The sequence below is a fragment of the Bradyrhizobium sp. WYCCWR15520 genome, from assembly GCF_056174665.1.
Genome location: NZ_JBWBWM010000008.1, coordinates 115621 through 134062 on the forward strand (window position 1 = coordinate 115621; position 18442 = coordinate 134062).

General features: G+C 64.3%; 11 protein-coding genes. 5 read left to right on the forward strand and 6 right to left on the reverse strand.

The genetic code is table 11. The features are described from left to right. The first annotated feature begins 29 nt into the window (after window positions 1-29). Window positions 30-3350, forward strand: a complete 3321-nt coding sequence (locus tag AC0QUY_RS11280; protein ID WP_475386887.1) for a carboxyl transferase domain-containing protein — start codon at window positions 30-32, stop codon at window positions 3348-3350. An 871-nt stretch (window positions 3351-4221) separates the two neighbouring features. Here AC0QUY_RS11280 and AC0QUY_RS11285 read toward each other — a convergent pair. Continuing rightward, on the reverse strand, window positions 4222-5850 hold the full coding sequence (locus tag AC0QUY_RS11285) for a flavin-containing monooxygenase (RefSeq protein WP_475386888.1): 1629 nt from the start codon (window positions 5848-5850) through the stop codon (window positions 4222-4224). A 165-nt stretch (window positions 5851-6015) separates the two neighbouring features. Between AC0QUY_RS11285 and AC0QUY_RS11290 the strand changes: the two genes are divergently transcribed. The 4 genes from AC0QUY_RS11290 (at window position 6016) to AC0QUY_RS11305 (ending at window position 10531) form a co-directional block, all read left to right on the forward strand. Next, window positions 6016-7239 carry a cytochrome P450 gene (locus AC0QUY_RS11290; RefSeq protein WP_475386889.1) on the forward strand — a complete coding sequence of 408 codons (1224 nt, stop codon included), beginning with the start codon at window positions 6016-6018 and terminating at the stop codon, window positions 7237-7239. Window positions 7240-7368: 129 nt separating this feature from the next. Then, complete coding sequence (locus tag AC0QUY_RS11295) at window positions 7369-8973, forward strand: GMC family oxidoreductase (protein WP_475386890.1); 1605 nt, start codon at window positions 7369-7371, stop codon at window positions 8971-8973. A gap of 7 nt (window positions 8974-8980) precedes the next feature. Further along, window positions 8981-9427: a hypothetical protein gene (locus tag AC0QUY_RS11300; RefSeq protein WP_475386891.1), complete on the forward strand. Its 447-nt coding sequence runs from the start codon at window positions 8981-8983 to the stop codon at window positions 9425-9427. Between the two features lie 81 nt (window positions 9428-9508). After that, on the forward strand, window positions 9509-10531 hold the full coding sequence (locus tag AC0QUY_RS11305; protein ID WP_475386892.1) for a S1C family serine protease: 1023 nt from the start codon (window positions 9509-9511) through the stop codon (window positions 10529-10531). 171 nt (window positions 10532-10702) lie between these two features. Here AC0QUY_RS11305 and AC0QUY_RS11310 read toward each other — a convergent pair whose 3' ends face one another. The 5 genes from AC0QUY_RS11310 to AC0QUY_RS11330 form a co-directional block, all read right to left on the reverse strand. Then, on the reverse strand, window positions 10703-11485 hold the full coding sequence (locus tag AC0QUY_RS11310; RefSeq protein ID WP_475386893.1) for an alpha/beta fold hydrolase: 783 nt from the start codon (window positions 11483-11485) through the stop codon (window positions 10703-10705). A 3-nt stretch (window positions 11486-11488) separates the two neighbouring features. After that, the gene (locus AC0QUY_RS11315; RefSeq protein WP_475386894.1) at window positions 11489-12784 is read right to left on the reverse strand and encodes an O-acetylhomoserine aminocarboxypropyltransferase; all 1296 of its coding nucleotides are present in this window, start codon (window positions 12782-12784) and stop codon (window positions 11489-11491) included. Between the two features lie 45 nt (window positions 12785-12829). Continuing rightward, window positions 12830-14134: a nicotinate phosphoribosyltransferase gene (gene pncB, locus AC0QUY_RS11320; protein ID WP_475386895.1), complete on the reverse strand. Its 1305-nt coding sequence runs from the start codon at window positions 14132-14134 to the stop codon at window positions 12830-12832. Between the two features lie 61 nt (window positions 14135-14195). Continuing rightward, complete coding sequence (locus AC0QUY_RS11325) at window positions 14196-17759, reverse strand: molybdopterin cofactor-binding domain-containing protein (protein WP_475386896.1); 3564 nt, start codon at window positions 17757-17759, stop codon at window positions 14196-14198. Continuing rightward, window positions 17759-18241: a (2Fe-2S)-binding protein gene (locus tag AC0QUY_RS11330; RefSeq protein WP_475386897.1), complete on the reverse strand. Its 483-nt coding sequence runs from the start codon at window positions 18239-18241 to the stop codon at window positions 17759-17761. The genes AC0QUY_RS11325 and AC0QUY_RS11330 overlap by 1 nt, the downstream gene beginning before the upstream one ends. Between the last annotated feature and the right edge of the window lie 201 nt (window positions 18242-18442).

Here is an 18442-nt window from a genome sequence, read left to right on the forward strand (position 1 = left end):
CGCGAACGCGAGGGGCACCGGGAACGTCCATGTCTTTCCACAAGCTGCTGATCGCCAACCGCGGCGAGATCGCCATCCGCATCGCGCGTGCAGCAGGCGACGCCGGGCTCGCCACGGTGGCGATCCATTCCGCCGACGACGCGCAATCGCTGCACATCCGCGCCGCCGACTCGGCCTGCGAAATCCCCGGGCGCGGCGCGCGGGCGTATCTCGATATCGAGGCGGTGATTGCGGCCGCCAAGGCGACCGAGTGCGACGCGGTGCACCCGGGCTATGGTTTCCTCAGCGAGAATGCCGCGCTCGCCCGGCGCTGCATCGAGGAAAGCATCGTCTTCGTCGGGCCGTTGCCGGATGCGCTCGACCTGTTCGGCGACAAGGCGCGGGCCAAGGCGCTGGCCAGGCAATGCGGCGTTCCCGTCATCGAGGGCACCAGCGGGCCGACCAGCCTGGAGGAGGCCAAAACCTTCCTGCAATCGTTGGGTCCGGGCGGCGCCGTCATGATCAAGGCGATCGCCGGCGGCGGCGGCCGCGGCATGCGCATCGTCGATGACGTGGAGCGGCTGGAAGAGGCCTATGCGCGCTGCCAGTCCGAGGCCAACGCCGCCTTCGGCAGCGACGGCGTCTATGTCGAGCGTCTCATCCGCAATGCCCGCCATATCGAGGTGCAGATCATCTGCGACCACCACGGCGCGATCAGCCATCTGTGGGAGCGTGAATGCACCATCCAGCGTCGTAACCAGAAACTCATCGAGGTCGCGCCAAGCCCATCGCTGAACGATGCCCTGCGCACGCGCATCATCGACGCCGCCAAGGATCTCGCGGCTGCCGCCAACTACGACAATCTCGGCACCTTCGAATTCCTCGTCGACAACGACGCCCGGGGAAGCGACAAGGCGTTCGCCTTCATCGAGGCCAATCCGCGGCTGCAGGTCGAGCATACCGTGACCGAGGAGGTGCTCGGCCTCGATCTCGTGCAGTCGCAGCTTGCGGTCGCGGCCGGCGCGACGCTCGGCTCGCTCGGCCTGGCGCAGGGCTACATCCCGCGGCCGCGCGGCTTTGCGATGCAGCTCCGCGTCAACATGGAGGTGATGGACGAAACCGGCGGGACGAAACCCACCGGCGGGACGCTGGCCGTATTCGACCTGCCGTCCGGACCGGGCGTTCGCGTCGACACGTTCGGTTACTCAGGCTATCGAACCAGCACAGCCTTTGACTCGCTGCTCGCAAAAGTCATCGTGCATTCGCCGGGCGGCAACTGGACCGACGTCGTGCACAAGGCCACGCGCACGCTGCGCGAGTTCCGGATCGACGGCGTCGCCACCAACATCCCCTTCCTCGCGGCGATTTTGGCGCATCCGGATTTTGCCGAGAACCGCCTCAGCACCGGCTTCATCGACAAGCATGTCGCGTCCCTGGTTGGCGAGGCCAACACGACGGCGGAGACAGAACTGGTCGAATCCGGCAGCGCCGCCGATGACGAGACGCTCGCGGCCGCCGTCGTGGCGTCGGCAACCGGCCCGGCGGGTTCGGTCGCGGTGCCGGCGCCGCTGCAAGGCACGATCGTCGCGATCGACGTCGAGGAGGGAGACCTCGTTCGTCCCGGCCAGCAGATCGCCGTGCTCGAATCCATGAAGATGGAGCATCTGGTCACGGCGCCGCATGGCGGTCGGGTGTTGCAGATCGCAGCCGGCTCCGGCATGACGCTGATGCAGGACGAGGCGATCCTCTATCTCGAACCGGCCGAACTCGACGCCCATGATATCGCCGAGGATGAGGACGTCGATCTCGATCACATCCGTCCTGATCTGGCCGAACTGATCGAGCGTCGCGCCATCACGCTGGATGAGAACCGTCCGGCGTCGGTCGAACGCCGCCGCAAGACCGACCAGCGCACGGCGCGCGAAAACGTCGCCCATCTCGTCGATGAAGGATCCTTTGTCGAATACGGATCGCTCGCCATCGCCGCGCAACGTCGCCGCCGAACGGTCGATGATCTCATCCGCAACACACCGGCCGACGGCCTGATCTCCGGCGTCGCCACCGTGAACGCCGAAAAATTCGGCGCGGATGCCGCCCGCTGCATGGTGATCGCCTACGACTACACCGTGCTCGCCGGAACGCAGGGACATATGAACCACAAGAAGATCGACCGCATGCTGAGCCTGGCCGAGCAATGGCGGTTACCTCTGGTGTTTTATGCCGAGGGTGGCGGCGGCCGGCCCGGCGACACCGACCGGCTCGGCATGACCGGTCTCGACGGCCCATCCTTCGTGCAGTTCGCAAAACTCTCGGGATTGGTGCCGGTGATCGGCGTCGTCTCCGGCTACTGCTTCGCCGGCAACGCCGCGATGCTCGGCTGCTGCGATGTCATCATCGCCACGAACAACGCATCGATCGGCATGGGGGGACCTGCGATGATCGAGGGCGGCGGCCTCGGCGTCTATCACCCGGCTGAAGTAGGGCCCGTGTCGTTCCAGTCGCCGAACGGCGTCATCGACATCCTGGTCGAGGACGAGGCGGAAGCGACGAGCGCCGCGCAAAAGTACCTGTCGTACTTCCAGGGAGCGATCGCCGATTGGAAGGCGCCGGACCAGCGTCTGTTGCGCCGTGCGATCCCGGAAAACCGCCTGCGTGTCTACGACATCCGCAATGTCATCGATCTCCTCGCCGATGAAGGCTCGGTCCTGGAGATCCGCCGGGATTTCGGCGTCGGCATGATCACCGCCTTCATCCGCATCGAAGGCAAACCGTTCGGCCTGATCGCCAACAATCCAAAGCATCTCGGCGGCGCGATCGATGCGCCGGCCGGCGACAAGGCCGCGCGCTTCATGCAGCTTTGCGACGCCTTTGACATCCCGATCGTCTCGCTGTGCGACACGCCGGGCTTCATGGTGGGGCCCGAAGCGGAAAAGACCGCGATCGTGCGCCATGTCGCGCGCATGTTCGTGACGGGCGCCAGCCTGACCGTGCCGCTGTTCGGCGTCGTTCTGCGCAAGGGTTACGGCTTGGGCGCGCAATCCATGATCGGCGGCGGCTTCCACGCCTCCTTCTTCACGGTGGCCTGGCCGACCGGCGAGTTCGGCGGCATGGGCCTGGAGGGCTATGTCCGGCTCGGCTTCCGCAAGGAGATGGAAGCCATCGAAGACCCGGGCGAGCGCGAGGACTACTACAAGTCCAAGGTCGCCGAGCTCTACGCCAACGGCAAGGCGGTCTCGATCGCCTCGGTGCTGGAGATCGACGAGGTGATCGATCCCGCCGACACCCGGCAGTGGATCATAGCGGGCCTGCGCTCGGTGCCGAAGCCGGAAGCGCGCACGACCAAGAAACGGCCGTGCATCGATGCGTGGTAGTTTCTCCCCGTCATTGCGAGGAGCAAAGCGACGAAGCAATCCACGCGTCCGCGCGTGCGGAGGGATGGATTGCTTCGCTTCGCTCGCAATGACGATGTGGAGGCAGCAAAGATCGTAGGATGGATAGAGCGAAGTCGCGTAGGTGGGCAAAGGCGCGATAGCGCCGTGCCCGCCATCCATCGAACCCGATTCGCGATGGTGGGCACGCTTCGCTTTGCCCAATCCTACGGGTACCGACATCTGTGACCTCGTGTGTGACTGCCCGACAGGCAAATCAAAAAACCTGTCCAGCCCTTTGCGCAAAAATATTCTGCTTTCGTTCTCACCCAAATCAGTCGCATAACTCCGCCCGTCTCGCGGCAAGATGAGGGACGTTGGCCATCGTCACGAACGCGCGGTGAGATGCGATGGACACGAGAGCCATGACCGACGTGCGTGGCTGTTGTGTACGGCGAAGTCGTGTGGTTCGGGCGCCGCGGTGCTGGCGTTAAGCCTGTGATAAGAAGCGCAGGCGACGGAGGCAAAAGAGCCGTTCTCCGGGAAGAGCACGAAGTAAGCCGTAAAGCCATTGCGCAGGGAAGGCCGGGATGCCCCCGCTGTACCTGTATGCTCGTGTGCGTTTTTTTTATGCGCAACGGCACACGAGACCTCGGGTGCAGCAAGCGCCCGGTCTTCCCTGCTCCCTCTGATTGGAGGGTGGGAACGAGATGCAAACCTCGGGCGATCAGCGTCGCGAGACCGCGAAACTATATCCACGTCATTGCGAGCGCAGCGAAGCAATCCATCTCGCGGCGTAACGGAAGAATAGATTGCTTCGCTGCGCTCGCAATGACGGGGGACGGAGCGGCGCTTCGCCGAGTCAGCCAAATTGCTACCCCAACCGCAACTCCTCATACCCCTTCGCCGCCACCTCATCGCACCTTGCGCGATACGCCGGTGCGCTGCCGCTGTAGCGGGCGACGATGCGGGTCTGCTTGCCTTCGACGTTGGAATTGATGCCGGTCATCCACGAATTGACCTCGTTGGACAGCGATCCCTCGCCGAGCGTCTTGACGTGATCGGTCCAGGATTTCACGCCCTCGGGCGTCGCCTCCAGCCGGGTCAGCCCCTTCTCCATCGCGAACAGGATCAGCCCGGTCACCCAGTCGACGCTGTATTCGATGCTGCGCGGGATATTGCCGAGCGCGGTGTGCGGTCCCATCAGCATCAGCATGTTCGGAAACTCATGCACCATGATGCCGAGATAGGTCTCCGGCCCGCGTTTCCACTTGTCCCTCAGCCGCGCGCCGCCAACCCCGCGAAAATCGATCTTGTCGAAGCTGCCGGTGATGGCGTCGAAGCCGGTCGCATAGATGATGATGTCGAATTCGTATTCGCGGTCGCTGGTCTTGATCCCCTTGGACGTAATCCGCTCGATCGGCGTTTCGTTGATGTCGACCAGCTCGACATTGTCCTGGTTATAGACCTCGTAATAGAAAGTTTCGAGCGGCAGCCGGCGGGTGCCAAAGCCGTGATTTTTCGGGATCAGCTTTTCAGCTACCGCCTGGTTCTTCACGCGCTGGCGGATCTTGCGCGCGACGAAATCGGAGATCGTGGCATTCGCCTTGCGGTCGACCAATATGTCCTTGAAATTGCCCTGCCAGATGCCGAAGCCGCGCTCGCCGTAGAGCTTTTCGTAAAATGCCTCGCGCTCCTCGTCCGACACCTCGAACGCGCCGCGTGTATCAGGCGTATGCAGGAAGCAGGCGAAGGTCTCCTTGCAACGGGCGAAGATCTCGGGATAGCCCGCCTTGATTTTCGCCTGCGTCTCGGCGTCGATCTCGCCGTTGTGCAGCGGCGCGCACCAGTTTGGCGTGCGCTGGAACACGGTGAGATGGCCGACCTGTCCGGCAATGGTCTGGATGGTCTGCACGCCGGTAGCGCCGGTGCCGATCACGGCGACGCGCTTTCCGGCGAAATCCACCGGCTGCTTCGGCCACCGCGCGGTGTGGAAGCAGGCACCCTTGAAATCGTCGCGGCCCTCGATCCGCGGCAGCGTCGGCGTGGACAGTGGCCCGATCGCCGTGATCAGGAAACGCGTGCTGTGCTCAGCGCCATCCTCCAGCGTGATCGTCCACGTCCGCGTTTCCTCATCATAGACCGCCGCCGTCACCCGGCTGCGAAACTGGATATCGCGGCGCAGGTCGAACTTGTCGGCGACATAGTTGAGATAACGCAGCGTTTCCGGCTGGCCGGCAAAATGCTCCGACCATTCCCATTCCTCCAGCAGCTCCTTCGAAAACGAGTAGCCGTAGGAATAGCTTTCGGAGTCGAAGCGCGCGCCGGGATAGCGGTTCCAGTACCAGGTGCCGCCGACGTCGGTGCCCGCCTCGAACACCCGCACATGCAAGCCTCGTTCGCGCAAGCGGTAGAGCTGGTAAAGCCCCGACATGCCCGCACCGATGATGATGGCGTCGAAATCCGAAATCGGCGTCGCTCCCGCGTTTATCGTTTGCGCCAAGGCTATCCGCTCTCGCAGCCGTGGACAAACCCCGCATGGACGCGTGGCAGGGTTGCAGGTTTGCCGCCAGCCTGCGCCCTTCGGCTTTACTCGCGACCGCATCTACCCCTATCGTCAGGGTATGGAGCGCCCGGCAAGCGGCGATGGCAGGAGGGGAGGGAAACGATGGCTGAGGCGCTGCGTAAGCTGGCCTCGATCGATGTCAGCGATCCCCATCTCTATCAGGACGATATTTGGCGTCCGCTGTTCGCTCAACTGCGCCGTGACGATCCCGTGCATTATTGCGAGGCGTCGGCGTACGGGCCTTACTGGTCGGTGACGCGTTACGATGACATTTTTGCGGTCGAGCTCGATCATGAGAATTATTCGTCGAGTTCGGAGCTCGGCGGTATTCAGGTGGCCGACCAGCCCAAAGGGCGCGAGATCTCCAATTTCATCCGGATGGATCCGCCCGGTCACACCGCGCAGCGACGCACCGTCGCGCCGATCGTGGCGCCGTCCAACCTCGCCAATTTCGAGCCGCTGATCCGCAAGCGTACTTCCGACGTGCTGGACGCGCTGCCGCGCAACGAGACATTCGACTGGGTCGAGCGGGTCTCGACCGATCTCACCAACATGATGCTGGCGACGCTGTTCGATTTTCCCTGGCAAGATCGCATCAAGCTGACCTGGTGGTCGGATGTCGCAATCGCCAATGTCGATTCGCCTGATGCCGTGGTGCATTCGGAAGCCGAGCGTTACGATGAACTGGCCAGGATGGGCGAGTACTTCCGAAAATTGTGGGATGCGCGTGCGAATGCGCCGCCGACCTTCGACCTGATCTCGATGTTGGCGCATTCCGAGGCGACGCGTCATCTGCAGCCGCGCGAGTTCATCGGCACGATGGCGCTTCTGATCGTCGGCGGCAATGATACCACGCGCAATTCCATGAGCGGTGGGTTGATGGCGCTGGTGGAAAACCCTGAAGAGTTCGAACTGGTCCGCGCACGGCGCGAATTGATCCCGAACCTCGTCTCCGAAATCATCCGCTACCACACGCCGGTGCTGCACATGCGCCGCACTGCGCGCAATGATGTCGAACTCGCCGGTCGCCGCATCGCCAGGGGCGACAAGGTGGTGATGTGGTACATCTCCGGCAATCGCGACGAGAGCAAGATCGACCGCGCCGACGAATTCATCATCGACCGCGCCAAGCCACGGCAGCATCTTTCCTTCGGCGCCGGCATCCACCGCTGCGTCGGCGACCGCTTGGCCGAGCAGCAGATACGCATTCTCTGGGAGGAAATATTGGCAAGAGACCTTCGTTTTGAAATCATGAGCCCGCCGCAACGCCTCTACTCAAACTTCATCCGCGGCATCCGCACACTGCCGGTGAGGATTGTAAGCTAGCTCGTCATTCCGGGGCGATGCGTCAGCATCGAACTATGGTGCGCAATTGCGCACCTGAGAATCTCGAGGTTCCGGGTTCATCGCTACGCGATGCTCCGGAACGACAGGAGAGAGATTTAAGGACCAAGAATGAACAAGAACGATCCCGTTGATGTCCTCATCATCGGCGCCGGCGCATCCGGTGCGGCGGTGGCGTGGAGTTTGGCCGAAACGAAAATGCATATCCTCTGTCTCGACCAGGGCGGCTGGATGAAGCCGTCGGAATATCCGAGCACCGGGCGCGACTGGGAGGCAAAATTCTACGGCGAGTGGTCGACCAGCCCGAACATCCGCGGCCGGCCCGAGGACTATCCGATCAATGACGACAACTCGCCGATCAAGGTCGTGAACTTCAACGGCGTCGGCGGCTCGACGGTGATGTACACCGCGCATTGGCCACGGCTGCACCCCTCGGACTTCAAGGTGAAGACGCTCGACGGCGTCGCCGATGACTGGCCGATCGATTACGATGCACTCACCCCGTTCTTCGAAGAGAACGACCGGATGATGGGCGTTTCGGGCCTGTCAGGCGATCCGTTGTCGCCGCTGACGCACCCGCCGATGCCGCCGCAGCCGCTCGGGCTCTCCGGTCCGTTGATCGGCAAGGCCATGAACAAGCTTGGCTGGCACTGGTGGCCATCGGATACGACGGTCGCGACGATGGATTACGAGGGCAGGGCGCGCTGCATCAATCTCGGCCATTGCACGCCGGCCTGCGCGCAAGGCGCAAAAGCCTCGACCGACATCACCTATTGGCCGCAGGCGATCCGCGCCGGCGTCGAACTCAAGACCCATTGCCGCGTGCGCGAGATCCTGACCAACGAGCACGGCATGGCCTCCGGCGTCGTCTACTACGACCAGGATGGCGTCGAGCATTTCCAGCCCGCCGAGGTTGTCATCATCGCCTGCAACGGCGTCGGCACGCCGCGGCTGCTCTTGAACTCGGTCTCCGGCCGCTTCCCGAATGGGCTGGCGAATTCGTCCGGCCTGGTCGGCAAGAACCTGATGTTCCATCCCTATGCGCAGATCTACGGCTACGTGAAGGAGCCGACCGACAGCAACCGCGCGCCGCCGACTTGCCTGTGGAGCAAGCAGTTCTACGACACCGACCTGTCGCGCGGCTTCGTCCGCGGCTACGGCATCCAATTCGTCCGTGGCGCAGGGCCGGTGTTCGAGGCCGTAGCGAGCGAGCAAAAAGGGATTCTGCCGTGGGGCGCGGATCATCACCGCGTGTTCCGCAAGCTCAACGGCCATCGGCTCGGGGTCTCCGCGATTTGCGAGGATCTGCCCGAGGAGCACAACCGCGTCACGCTCGATCCGGTGCTGAAGGACAGCCACGGTATCCCGGCGCCGAAGATCGATTACACGATCAGCGAGAACAGCCGGAAGATGATGGAGCATGGGCTGGCGCGCGGCCGGGAGATTCTCGAAACCGCCGGCGCCACCGACATCTGCATCAACAATCCGATTCCCTGGGGCGGCTGGCATCTGCTCGGCACCGCGCGAATGGGCACCGACCCTGCGCGCTCCGTGGTCAACGAATGGGGCCGCTCGCATGACGTGAAAAATCTCTTCATCGTCGACGGCAGCGTGTTTGTCACCTCAGGGGGCGTCAATCCGACCTCGACCATCCAGGCGATCGCGCTCTACGTCGCCGACCAGATGAAGCAACGCCTTGCCAACCTCTTCGACTGAGAACAACATGTCCGCAAGCATTGAATTGACCTCAACCCAACGCGACGATCTCCGCACCGTCGCTGCGATGATCATTCCCGCCAGCGACGAGTACAGGGTGCCCGGCGCGGACGATCCCGCGATCCAGGCCGACATGCTGGCGACGCTCGGCCGCGACACCGCGCTGGTCGCGCGGGCGCTCGATCATCTCGCGCGTCTCGCAGGCCAACCGCTCGCCGAACTCGACACGGCCAAACGCGATGCCGTCGCGACCGAGTTCCGCGCTACTGGCGGTGCGGCGGCGGCGACGCTCGTCCGCGTCGTCCTGCAATGCTACTACCGCGACGACCGAGTGCTGCGCTCGCTCGGACTCGATCTGCGCGCCCCATTCCCGAAGGGCTACACGCTGGAGCACGGCGACTGGGCGCTGCTGGATCCCGTCAAGGCACGCGGGGGGAAATTGAGGCGGGCCTAGCAGGCCAGCCCTGCGCCCATAGCAGGCACCTTGCGCAGGCGGTTCCCGGCCACCATCTGAGGAAGCCGAAGGAATCTCGCCATGTTGGATTTTACCTCAGATATCGCCGATGACGAGCTGTCATCGCGAACGGCCGAGTCTGCCCAGGATAACGACCGGGCTCTGCTCGATGCCTATTCCAATGCCGTCATCGACGTCACCGAACGCGTCGGTCCGGCGGTCGTCCGCGTCGAAACCGGGCCGAAGGTACGCAGTGCGCGCGAGCGCGGCGGGCTGGGTTCGGGCATCGTCATCTCGCCCGATGGTCTCGTGCTGACCAACAGCCACGTGGTCGGGTCGGCGAAAGAGATCCGTCTGCGCGACACCGAAGGCTTCGTCACCGACGCGCACGTGCTCGGCGTCGATCCCGACACTGATCTGGCGCTGTTGCGCGCCGATGGCGCGCGCGATCTGCGCTATGCCTCGCTCGGCAATTCCAAGAGCCTGCGCCGCGGCCAGCTCGTGGTTGCGATCGGCAATCCGCTCGGGTTCGAATCGACGGTGACCGCCGGCGTGGTGTCGGCGCTCGGCCGCTCGATCCGCTCGGTGAGCGGGCGGACCATCGAGGACGTGATCCAGACCGATGCGGCGCTCAATCCCGGCAATTCCGGCGGGCCGCTGGTGTCGTCGGCATCGGAAGTGATCGGCATCAACACCGCGATCATCAGCGGCGCGCAGGGCATCTGCTTTGCGGTCGCCAGCAACACCGCGCAGTTCGTGCTGTCCGAGATCATCCGCCACGGCTATGTCCGTCGCGCCTATATCGGCGTCGCCGGCCAGACCGCGCCGATTCCGCGGCGCCATGCGGTGGTCGCCGGCGTCGACAACAAGATGGGCGCGCTGCTGGCGCAGATCGAGCCGGACAGCCCGGCGGCAAAAGCCGGCCTGTTGCCCGGCGATGTCGTGATCAGGTTGGACGGCGTCGAGATCAACGGCGTCGACGATCTGATCCGCGCCCTCGACCGCGACCGCATCGGCCGCACGCTCGCGATGGACGTGCTGCGGATGGGCCGCCTGCGTGCTGTCGACATTCATCCGGTGGAGCGGAAGCCGGCGAAGCAGTGATGCTTGCCGCCCGACGCACCGCTTCCCCTCTCCCCTTGTGGGAGAGGGTGGATCGACGCCGCATAGCGGCGGCGAGACGGGTGAGGGGTCTGTCTCCGCGGAGAGAACCCCTCATCCGGCGCTTCACGCCACCTTCTCCCACAGGGGGAGAAGGGAAGAAAGAGAACGAGATTATTGCCGCAACGCCGCCAGCAACTCGTCGGGCGCTTCGGCCATGATCATGTGGCCGGCGCCGGGAACGACGACGGTGCGCGAATTCGGCGTCGCCGCTGCAAGAGTCTTGCCGGCCTTCGCTGGCGTCATCATGTCGCGCTCGCCGAGAATGAAGGTCGCGGGCACCTTGACCTGCGCGGCGGCCGCGAGCGCGTTCTGATAGGTGTTGCAGGCATTGAGATCGCTGTACAGCACGCCCGGCCGCGTCTGCTGCAGCACGCGCTGCGCGCCCTGATGCATCCACAGTCCCGGCGCGAGGCTGCCGCCGAGTTCGGCCTTGAAGCCGAGGCCCCAGATCGAGACCATGTCGATGGCATCGGGATTGTTGACCTCCGCGGCCTTGAGCAGATCGGGGCCGACGGTCATCGTCGCGGCGGTGCCGATCAGGCTGAGGCCGGAGACCTTGTCGGGATGCCGCGCGGATGTCTCCAGCGCGATCAGCGATCCCATCGAGTGACCGATCAGCTTCGCCTTCGGCGCACCGGCCGCATCGAGCAGCGCGGCGGTCCAGTCCGCCATGTCGGCAATCGTCGGCAGCGGGCTGCCGCCCGAGCGGCCGTGCCCCGGCAGATCCGGCGCGAGCACGGAATAGCCGTGATGCGCGAACCAGCGGCTGTGCAGCGCCCAGGTCGAATGATCAAAACCGGCGCCGTGCAGCATTACCACCGCGGGCAGCGACGGATCGAACGGACGGCCCCCGGTCGCAACGAAGACATCAGCACCATTCACGGACAACTGCATGGCTTAAACCTTCTGCGATGCGCGAAGCGCCTGGCCGAGATCGTCGATGATGTCGGAAACGGTTTCGATGCCGACCGACAGTCGCACCAATTCCTCGCCGATCCCTGCGGCCTTGAGTTGCGCGGCGTCCATCTGCTGATGCGTGGTGCTGGCGGGATGAATGACCAGCGTCTTGGCGTCGCCGACATTGGCGAGGTGGCTGATCATCCGTAAGGACTCGATGAATTTTTTGCCCGCTGCGCGCCCGCCCTTGATGCCGAAAGAGACGATCGATCCGGCGCCGCGCGGCAGCAGCCGCTTCGCAAGCTGATGATCGGGATGATTTTCCAGCGCCGGATGCAGCACCCAGTCGACCGCCTTGTTGGCGGTCAGCGCCTCAAGCACCGCGAGCGTATTGCTCATGTGGCGCTCCATGCGAACGCCGAGTGTCTCCACACCCTGGAGCAGTTGGAATGCGTTGGTCGGCGACAGGCAGGCGCCGAAGTCGCGCAGGCCTTCGGTTCGGGCGCGCATGATGAAGGCGGCCTGGCCGAACTGTTCGTCGAAGACGATGCCGTGATAGCCGGCATAGGGTTCGGTGAGCTGCGGGAATTTGCCGGAGGCGTGCCAGTCGAACCGTCCGCCATCGACGATGACGCCGCCGATCGCAATGCCGTGGCCGCCGATCCACTTGGTCGCGGAATTCATCACGATATCGGCGCCGAGCTCGATCGGGCGGCTGAGGAATGGCGTGGCAAAGGTGTTGTCGATCAGCAGCGGAATCTTGGCATCGTGCGCGACCTGGGCGACCTCCGGGATATCCAGCACTTCCATCCCGGGATTGCCGATGGTCTCGCCGATCACAAGCCGCGTGTTCGGCCTGATCGCGGCGCGGAATTCATCGAGCGCACGCGGCTTGACGAACGTCGTCGTGATGCCGAAGCGCGGCAGCGTGTGGGCCAGCAGGTTGATGGTGCCGCCGTAGAGCGAAGAGGAGGCGACGATGTGGTCGCCGGCGTTGAGGATCGTTGCGATCGCCAGATGCAGCGCGGCCATGCCGCTCGCCGTGCAGATCGCGCCGACGCCGGCTTCCAGCGCGGCGAGCCGCTCCTCGAGCACCGCCGTCGTTGGATTGGAAATGCGGGTGTAGATGTGGCCGGCGCGCTCGAGATTGAACAGCGCCGCGGCATGGTCGGAATCCTGGAACACGTAGGACGTGGTCTGGTAGACCGGAACGGCACGGGCGCCGGTGGCGGGGTCCGGGCGCTGGCCGGCATGCAGGCTCAGGGTTTCAAAGGCAGGCGGCTTGGGTGCGGGCATGCGGGCCTCGTCAGATCAATTGGTGGCGGGAAAGTATTCGATAGCTCAGACGTGCACGGCGGTGCGGACGCGTCCGGCATTACCGAACACGCGCAAGTAACGCTCGATCTCGGACGGCGTGCCGGTCGCTTTCTCGGGATTGTCGGACAGCTTGACCGCGGGCCGGCCATCGACCGACGTCACCTTGCAGACCAGCGAGATCGGATCGAGATCGGCGGAGCCATCCGGCGCGCAGCCGACGAAATCATTGGTGAGGTTGGTGCCCCAGCCGAAGGAGATGCGAACGCGTCCGGTGAAGTGGCGGTAGGTCTCCTCGATGGAATCGACATCCATGCCGTCGGAGAACACGAGCAGCTTCTCCTTGGGATCGCGGCCCTTCTGCTTCCACCACTTGATAATCTCCTCGCCAGCGGTGATTGGCGGCGCGCTGTCCGGGCGAAATCCGGTCCAGTCGGCGACCCAGTCCGGCGCGTCGCGCAAAAACACCTTGGTGCCGAAGGCGTCGGGCAGGGCGATCAAGAGGTTGCCGCCGTAGGTATGGCGCCATTGGTCGAGGATGCGATAGGGCGCCCAGCGCAGTTCCTCGTCCGAATTGGCGAGCGCGGCAGCAACCATCGGCAGTTCATGCGCGTTGGTGCCGATCGCTTCGAGGTCGTTGTCCATCGCCAGCAGCACGTTGGAGGTGCCAGTGAACGATGGGCCAAGACCCTCCTTGACCGCTTCGACGCACCAGCGCTGCCACAGATGGCCATGGCGGCGGCGGGTGCCGAAGTCGGAGAGCCGCAGGCCATCGAGCTTACGCAACCGTTCGACTTTGGACCACAGCTTGGCCTTGGCGCGGGCATAGAGCACGTCGAGCACGAAGCGTCCTTGTCCCTTGGTCGCCTGCCGCGAGCGCAACTCGTTCATGATCGCGAGCGCCGGGATCTCCCACATCGTGGTGTGGGTCCACGGCCCGTGGAAGTGCAGCTCGTACTGGCCGTCGACCTTGTTCAGCTCGTATTCGGGCAGGCGGAAGTTGGCGAGCCAGTGGATGAAGTCGGGCGAGAACATCTGGGTCTTGCCGTAGAACGTATTACCGGCGAGCCAGATCAGCTCCTTCTTGGTGAACCGAATGGTGCGCGCGTGGTCGAGTTGCGCGCGCAATTCGCCCTCGTCGATGATCTCGGCGAGGCGGACGTGCTTGCTGCGGTTGATGACGGAGAAGGTGACGCGCTGAGCCGGATAGAGATCGCGGATCATCTGCAGCATCAGCAGCTTGTAGAAATCGGTATCCAGCAGGCTGCGCACGATCGGGTCGAGCCGCCAGCCGTGGTTATAGGTTCGGGACGCAATATCGGTAACTGCCATGGCGGAACTCTACCGTGCCGACGGCCGCCCAACCAGTGGGTTTTGCCCCCGGCATGGCAGCTCAGCGCACATGTTCCCGCCGGATACGGTTAATCGCAGCATGAATATCCTTCCAGACCGGCCTGTCCGGGGCAAATTGTTGCCTCAGATACGCAACCAGTTCGGCGACCTGGCCGTCGGTCAGGCTGTCCCTGAAGGCCGGCATGTAGCCGAGGTCCGTTGTGGCTGGCTTGGCGATGCCGTGCAGGATGACCTGAACCAGATTGTCAGGCGCGGCGCTGTGCAGATTGCTGTTCAGCGCCAGCGACGGCCGGCTGCCGAACAGCGGCGCACCGCCGACCTCGTGGCACACGGCGCAGGCGCCCTGGTAGATCCGGGCGCCGACACCAGAGGCGGCTGACGCGCGCGTGACGGTCGAGGCCTCCAGTTTTGCGGCGAGCGCCTCCTGCGTCGCGCGATCCATCGAAGTCGCGTTGAACGAAGCGAGATAGACCGCCATGGCGCGAATGTCGGAATCCGGCAATGCCGCGAGCTCCTTCACCACCGGCGCCATCGGCCCCGCAGCGACGCCGTGAAAGCGCGACTCGCCGGTTCGTAAATAGGCGTACAACTCGTCTTCGTTCCATGGGATCGGTGCCTGCGAGAGCGAGGTCAGTGCCGGCGCTTCCCAGCCCTCGGCGAATCCTCCGGCAAGATGAGCGCCAGCCATTTCCGCGCCGAGCGCATTTCGCGGCGAATGGCAGGCGCTGCAATGGCCGAGGCCTTCGACGAGATAGGCGCCGCGATTCCAGATCTCGGACTTGGTGGGATCAGGTTGAAAAACCGCGGGTTGGTGGAAGAGCGCATTCCATCCCGCCATCAGCGGACGAAGGTTGAACGGAAACGCCAGCGCATTCTGTGGCGTCTCCGCACGCACCGCCGGCTGCGCCATCAGATATGCGTAGAGCGCCTGCATGTCGGCGTCGGTGGTCTTGGCGAAATGAGTGTAGGGGAACGCGGGATAGAGATGCCTGCCGTCGCGATGGATGCCCTCGCGCATGGCGCGCTCGAACGCGGGATAGGACCACGCACCGATGCCGGTTTCGACATCGGGCGTGATGTTGGTCGAATAGATCGTACCAAAGGGCGTCGGCAGCGGCTTGCCGCCGGCATTGAGGACGCCGTTTGTTGCGGTGTGGCAGACCGCGCAATCGCCGAGCGCGGCGAGTTGCTGGCCGCGCGCGATGGTCGCCGCCGAATAGACCGACGCATCGGGACGCGCGATCGGCGCGATTGCGCGCCACGGCAGCGTCGCGGCACCGATGCCGATCGCGGCGGCGCAGAGGGCCGCGGCGGTTGCAAACACGCTGCTGCGTATGGTGAACGGATTCTGCCATGTGCGAGATGAGGGGGCGGGTTGCGGAGACGGTGCGGGCAATGCTTCCGGCGCTGCCTGCTCCTCGCTGTGCAGGCCTCGCAAAATGCGTTCCGGTGTGAATGGCAATTCACGGAAGCGCACGCCGGTCGCATCGTAGATCGCGTTGGCGATCGCTGCAGCACTGGGTACGGACGCGGACTCGCCGACGCCGAGTGGTGGCTGGTCCTGCCGCGGCAGCATCAGCACGTCGATCTCAGGCACTTCGGGGAATTTGATGATGGGGTAGGCGCCCCACTCGCGCGCCGTCACGGACGTTCGGTCGAACGATACTTCCTCCATCAGCGCACGGCTGGTCGACTGGATGACGTTGCCGTGGATTTGATGACGCACGCCATCCGGATTGATCATCAGGCCGGAGTCCTGGCCTGCCACCACACGCGTGACACTGACATCGCCGGTTACCTTGTTCACCGCGACGTCGGCGATCCATGCCGACCATGCCGCGCCGTAACCGGGAAACTTGCTGTGGACATAGAGCGCATAGGCAAAGCCGCGCCCGCGCACGATATCGCCCTCGGCCACCGGCTCCTGCCGCACCGGCCGCGGCTTCCAGCCGGCGCGCTCGGCCACAGCATTGACGAGATCGACGGCGCGCGGGTCCTTCAGGTAGCGCAGGCGGTATTCGATCGGGTCGACGCCGGCTTCATCAGCGCATTCGTCGATCCAGGATTCATGCGCAAAGGTATTCGGCAGCGCCGAGACGCCGCGCAGCCAGGCGGCGCGCACGATCGGGGGCATGTCGTTCGCCACCACCCGCAGATTCTCGTAATCGTAGGGCGGGATCGCGGTGCGATCGCCCATCTCGAACACAACAGGCGTGTGCGGGATGGTGCCGGTCAGCAGCAGCGCCAGCGTCGGCGCGCCGTTCGACGGATAGCGGGTCGCGAAGTCGTAACCGGCGACGCTGCCGTCGGCGTTCAATCCGCCGTTGACGTCCATCAATTGTGCGGTGCCCTTGGGCTCCCAGGCGTGCTCCTGCTCGCGCGTCAACTGCACGCGAACGGGCCGGCCGACGGCGCGCGATAGCAGCACCGCGTCGGCAGAGACGTCATCGGCGCAGTTGCGGCCGTAGCAGCCGGCGGCCTCCATTCGGATCACCTCGATCTCGGCTTCGCGGCGATGGATCAGCCGTGCCAGCTCGGTGCGCAGATGGTGCGGATTCTGCGTCCCGGACCAGACCCTGGTCTGGTCCTCCTGATAGTCGGCGACCGCGCAGGACGGGCCGATCGAGGCGTGCATCTGGTAGGGCCAGATATAAGTACGCTGCATCGGCTTGGCGGCGCCTGCGATCGCCGCCTCGATGTTACCCTTGTCGATCAGCGTTCGCGGTGTCGACGGATTGGCGCGCAGCGCAGTCTCGATGTCCTTCAGGTCGGGCAGCGTCGGCACTGGCTTCCAGCTCACCTTGAGCTGCGCCGCCGCCTTGATCGCATTCTCCTCGCGCTCGGCGACGATGCCAACGAAATCGCCAATCCTGACGACAGCAACAATTCCGGGGATGTCGCGTACCGAGGACTCGTCGACCGCAATCAGGCTGTTGCCGATGAAGTCGCCGACATCGACGCCGGCATAGGGCGGACGGACGACGCGGCCGTGCAGCATGCCCGGAACGCGCATATCGTGGACGTACACCAGTTCGCCTGTTGCCTTCGCCGGCAGATCGACGCGCGGAACGGATCGACCGACGATGCTGTAGGCGCTGGCGGGCTTGACCGGAACGTCGTCCGACAGTTCAAGGCGGATGGTCTCACCCGCAATCAGTTCGCCATAGCTGATGCTGCGATTGTCCTTGCCGCGGATCAGGCCGTCTTCAACGATGATATCCTCAATCGGAAGTTCCAGTCTCGCCGCGGCGCGCGCGACCAGAAACTGCCGCGCCTGTGCTGCGGCCTTGCGCAACGGCACGGCGGTGATCTGGATTGTTTCGCTGGCAATCGTTGCGCCCTGATTGGGAACAAGCGATGTATCGCCAAGTACAACGACGACACGGGCAAAGGAGACGTCAAGCTCCTCCGCGACGATCTGGCCGAGCGCGGTGCGGATGCCGGTGCCGAGATCGACATGGCCGTTATAGGCTGTGACCGATCCGTCAGCGGTGATCTTGATGAATGTTTCGAACTTGACGGCCTCGACGGGTGAGGCGGGACGAAAGACCGACAGCGTCCCCTGCGGCCGTTCACGATGCCCGGGAGAATTCGGCGCTGTCATCAGGTCTGCGCCTCAACCGCACGGCCTGCAGCTCGCATTGCCGCACGCATGATTTCGATATGAGCACCACAGCGGCAGAGATGATGACGCAGCGCTTCCAGCACTTCGTCCTCCGACGGGCGAGGGGAGCGCAGCAACAGCGCCTTGGTCGTGATGATCATGCCGTTGAGGCAATAGCCGCATTGCGCGGCCTGTTCGCTGATGAAGGCCTGCTGCACGGGATCGGGATGTTCGCGCGTGCCGAGTCCTTCGAGCGTCACAATGTCGCGGCCGGTGCAGCCGTCGATTGGGATCACGCAGGAGCGTGCGGCAACGCCGTCGATCAGCACGGCGCAGGCGCCGCATTCGCCGAGCCCGCAGCCGTATTTCGGTCCGTTCAGTTCGAGGTCGTTGCGAAGCACGTAAAGCAATGCAGTGTCCGGAGCGGCGCCGACATCGTACGCTTTGCCGTTGACGGTCAGGCGCATCGTGGTCTGCGTCATGCTCCCCTCAAGTCCTCGCTGCGTTGCAAAATTCTGCGCTGGACGTTCGCGAAAGATACCGTTTGTGTACAAACGTGCAAGCCGTGCGATCCCGCGCTGCAGCGCGTTGCTCGCTTTATGAACAAACGGGCGAGGCAAATGCGGTATTATACGGCAACTGTGCTTATCGACCTCGATGGCCGCTTGACAGCGTTTCAGTCC

Bases quoted from the DNA above. Each gene is read 5' to 3' on its own strand.
- AC0QUY_RS11315 (WP_475386894.1), bottom strand. From the start codon at position 12,784: ATGCCCGCACCCAAGCCGCCTGCCTTTGAAACCCTGAGCCTGCATGCC.
- AC0QUY_RS11295 (WP_475386890.1), top strand. From the start codon at position 7,369: ATGAACAAGAACGATCCCGTTGATGTCCTCATCATCGGCGCCGGCGCA.
- pncB (WP_475386895.1), bottom strand. From the start codon at position 14,134: ATGGCAGTTACCGATATTGCGTCCCGAACCTATAACCACGGCTGGCGG.
- AC0QUY_RS11300 (WP_475386891.1), top strand. From the start codon at position 8,981: ATGTCCGCAAGCATTGAATTGACCTCAACCCAACGCGACGATCTCCGC.
- AC0QUY_RS11305 (WP_475386892.1), top strand. From the start codon at position 9,509: ATGTTGGATTTTACCTCAGATATCGCCGATGACGAGCTGTCATCGCGA.
- AC0QUY_RS11325 (WP_475386896.1), bottom strand. From the start codon at position 17,759: ATGACAGCGCCGAATTCTCCCGGGCATCGTGAACGGCCGCAGGGGACG.
- AC0QUY_RS11310 (WP_475386893.1), bottom strand. From the start codon at position 11,485: ATGCAGTTGTCCGTGAATGGTGCTGATGTCTTCGTTGCGACCGGGGGC.
- AC0QUY_RS11280 (WP_475386887.1), top strand. From the start codon at position 30: ATGTCTTTCCACAAGCTGCTGATCGCCAACCGCGGCGAGATCGCCATC.
- AC0QUY_RS11290 (WP_475386889.1), top strand. From the start codon at position 6,016: ATGGCTGAGGCGCTGCGTAAGCTGGCCTCGATCGATGTCAGCGATCCC.
- AC0QUY_RS11330 (WP_475386897.1), bottom strand. From the start codon at position 18,241: ATGACGCAGACCACGATGCGCCTGACCGTCAACGGCAAAGCGTACGAT.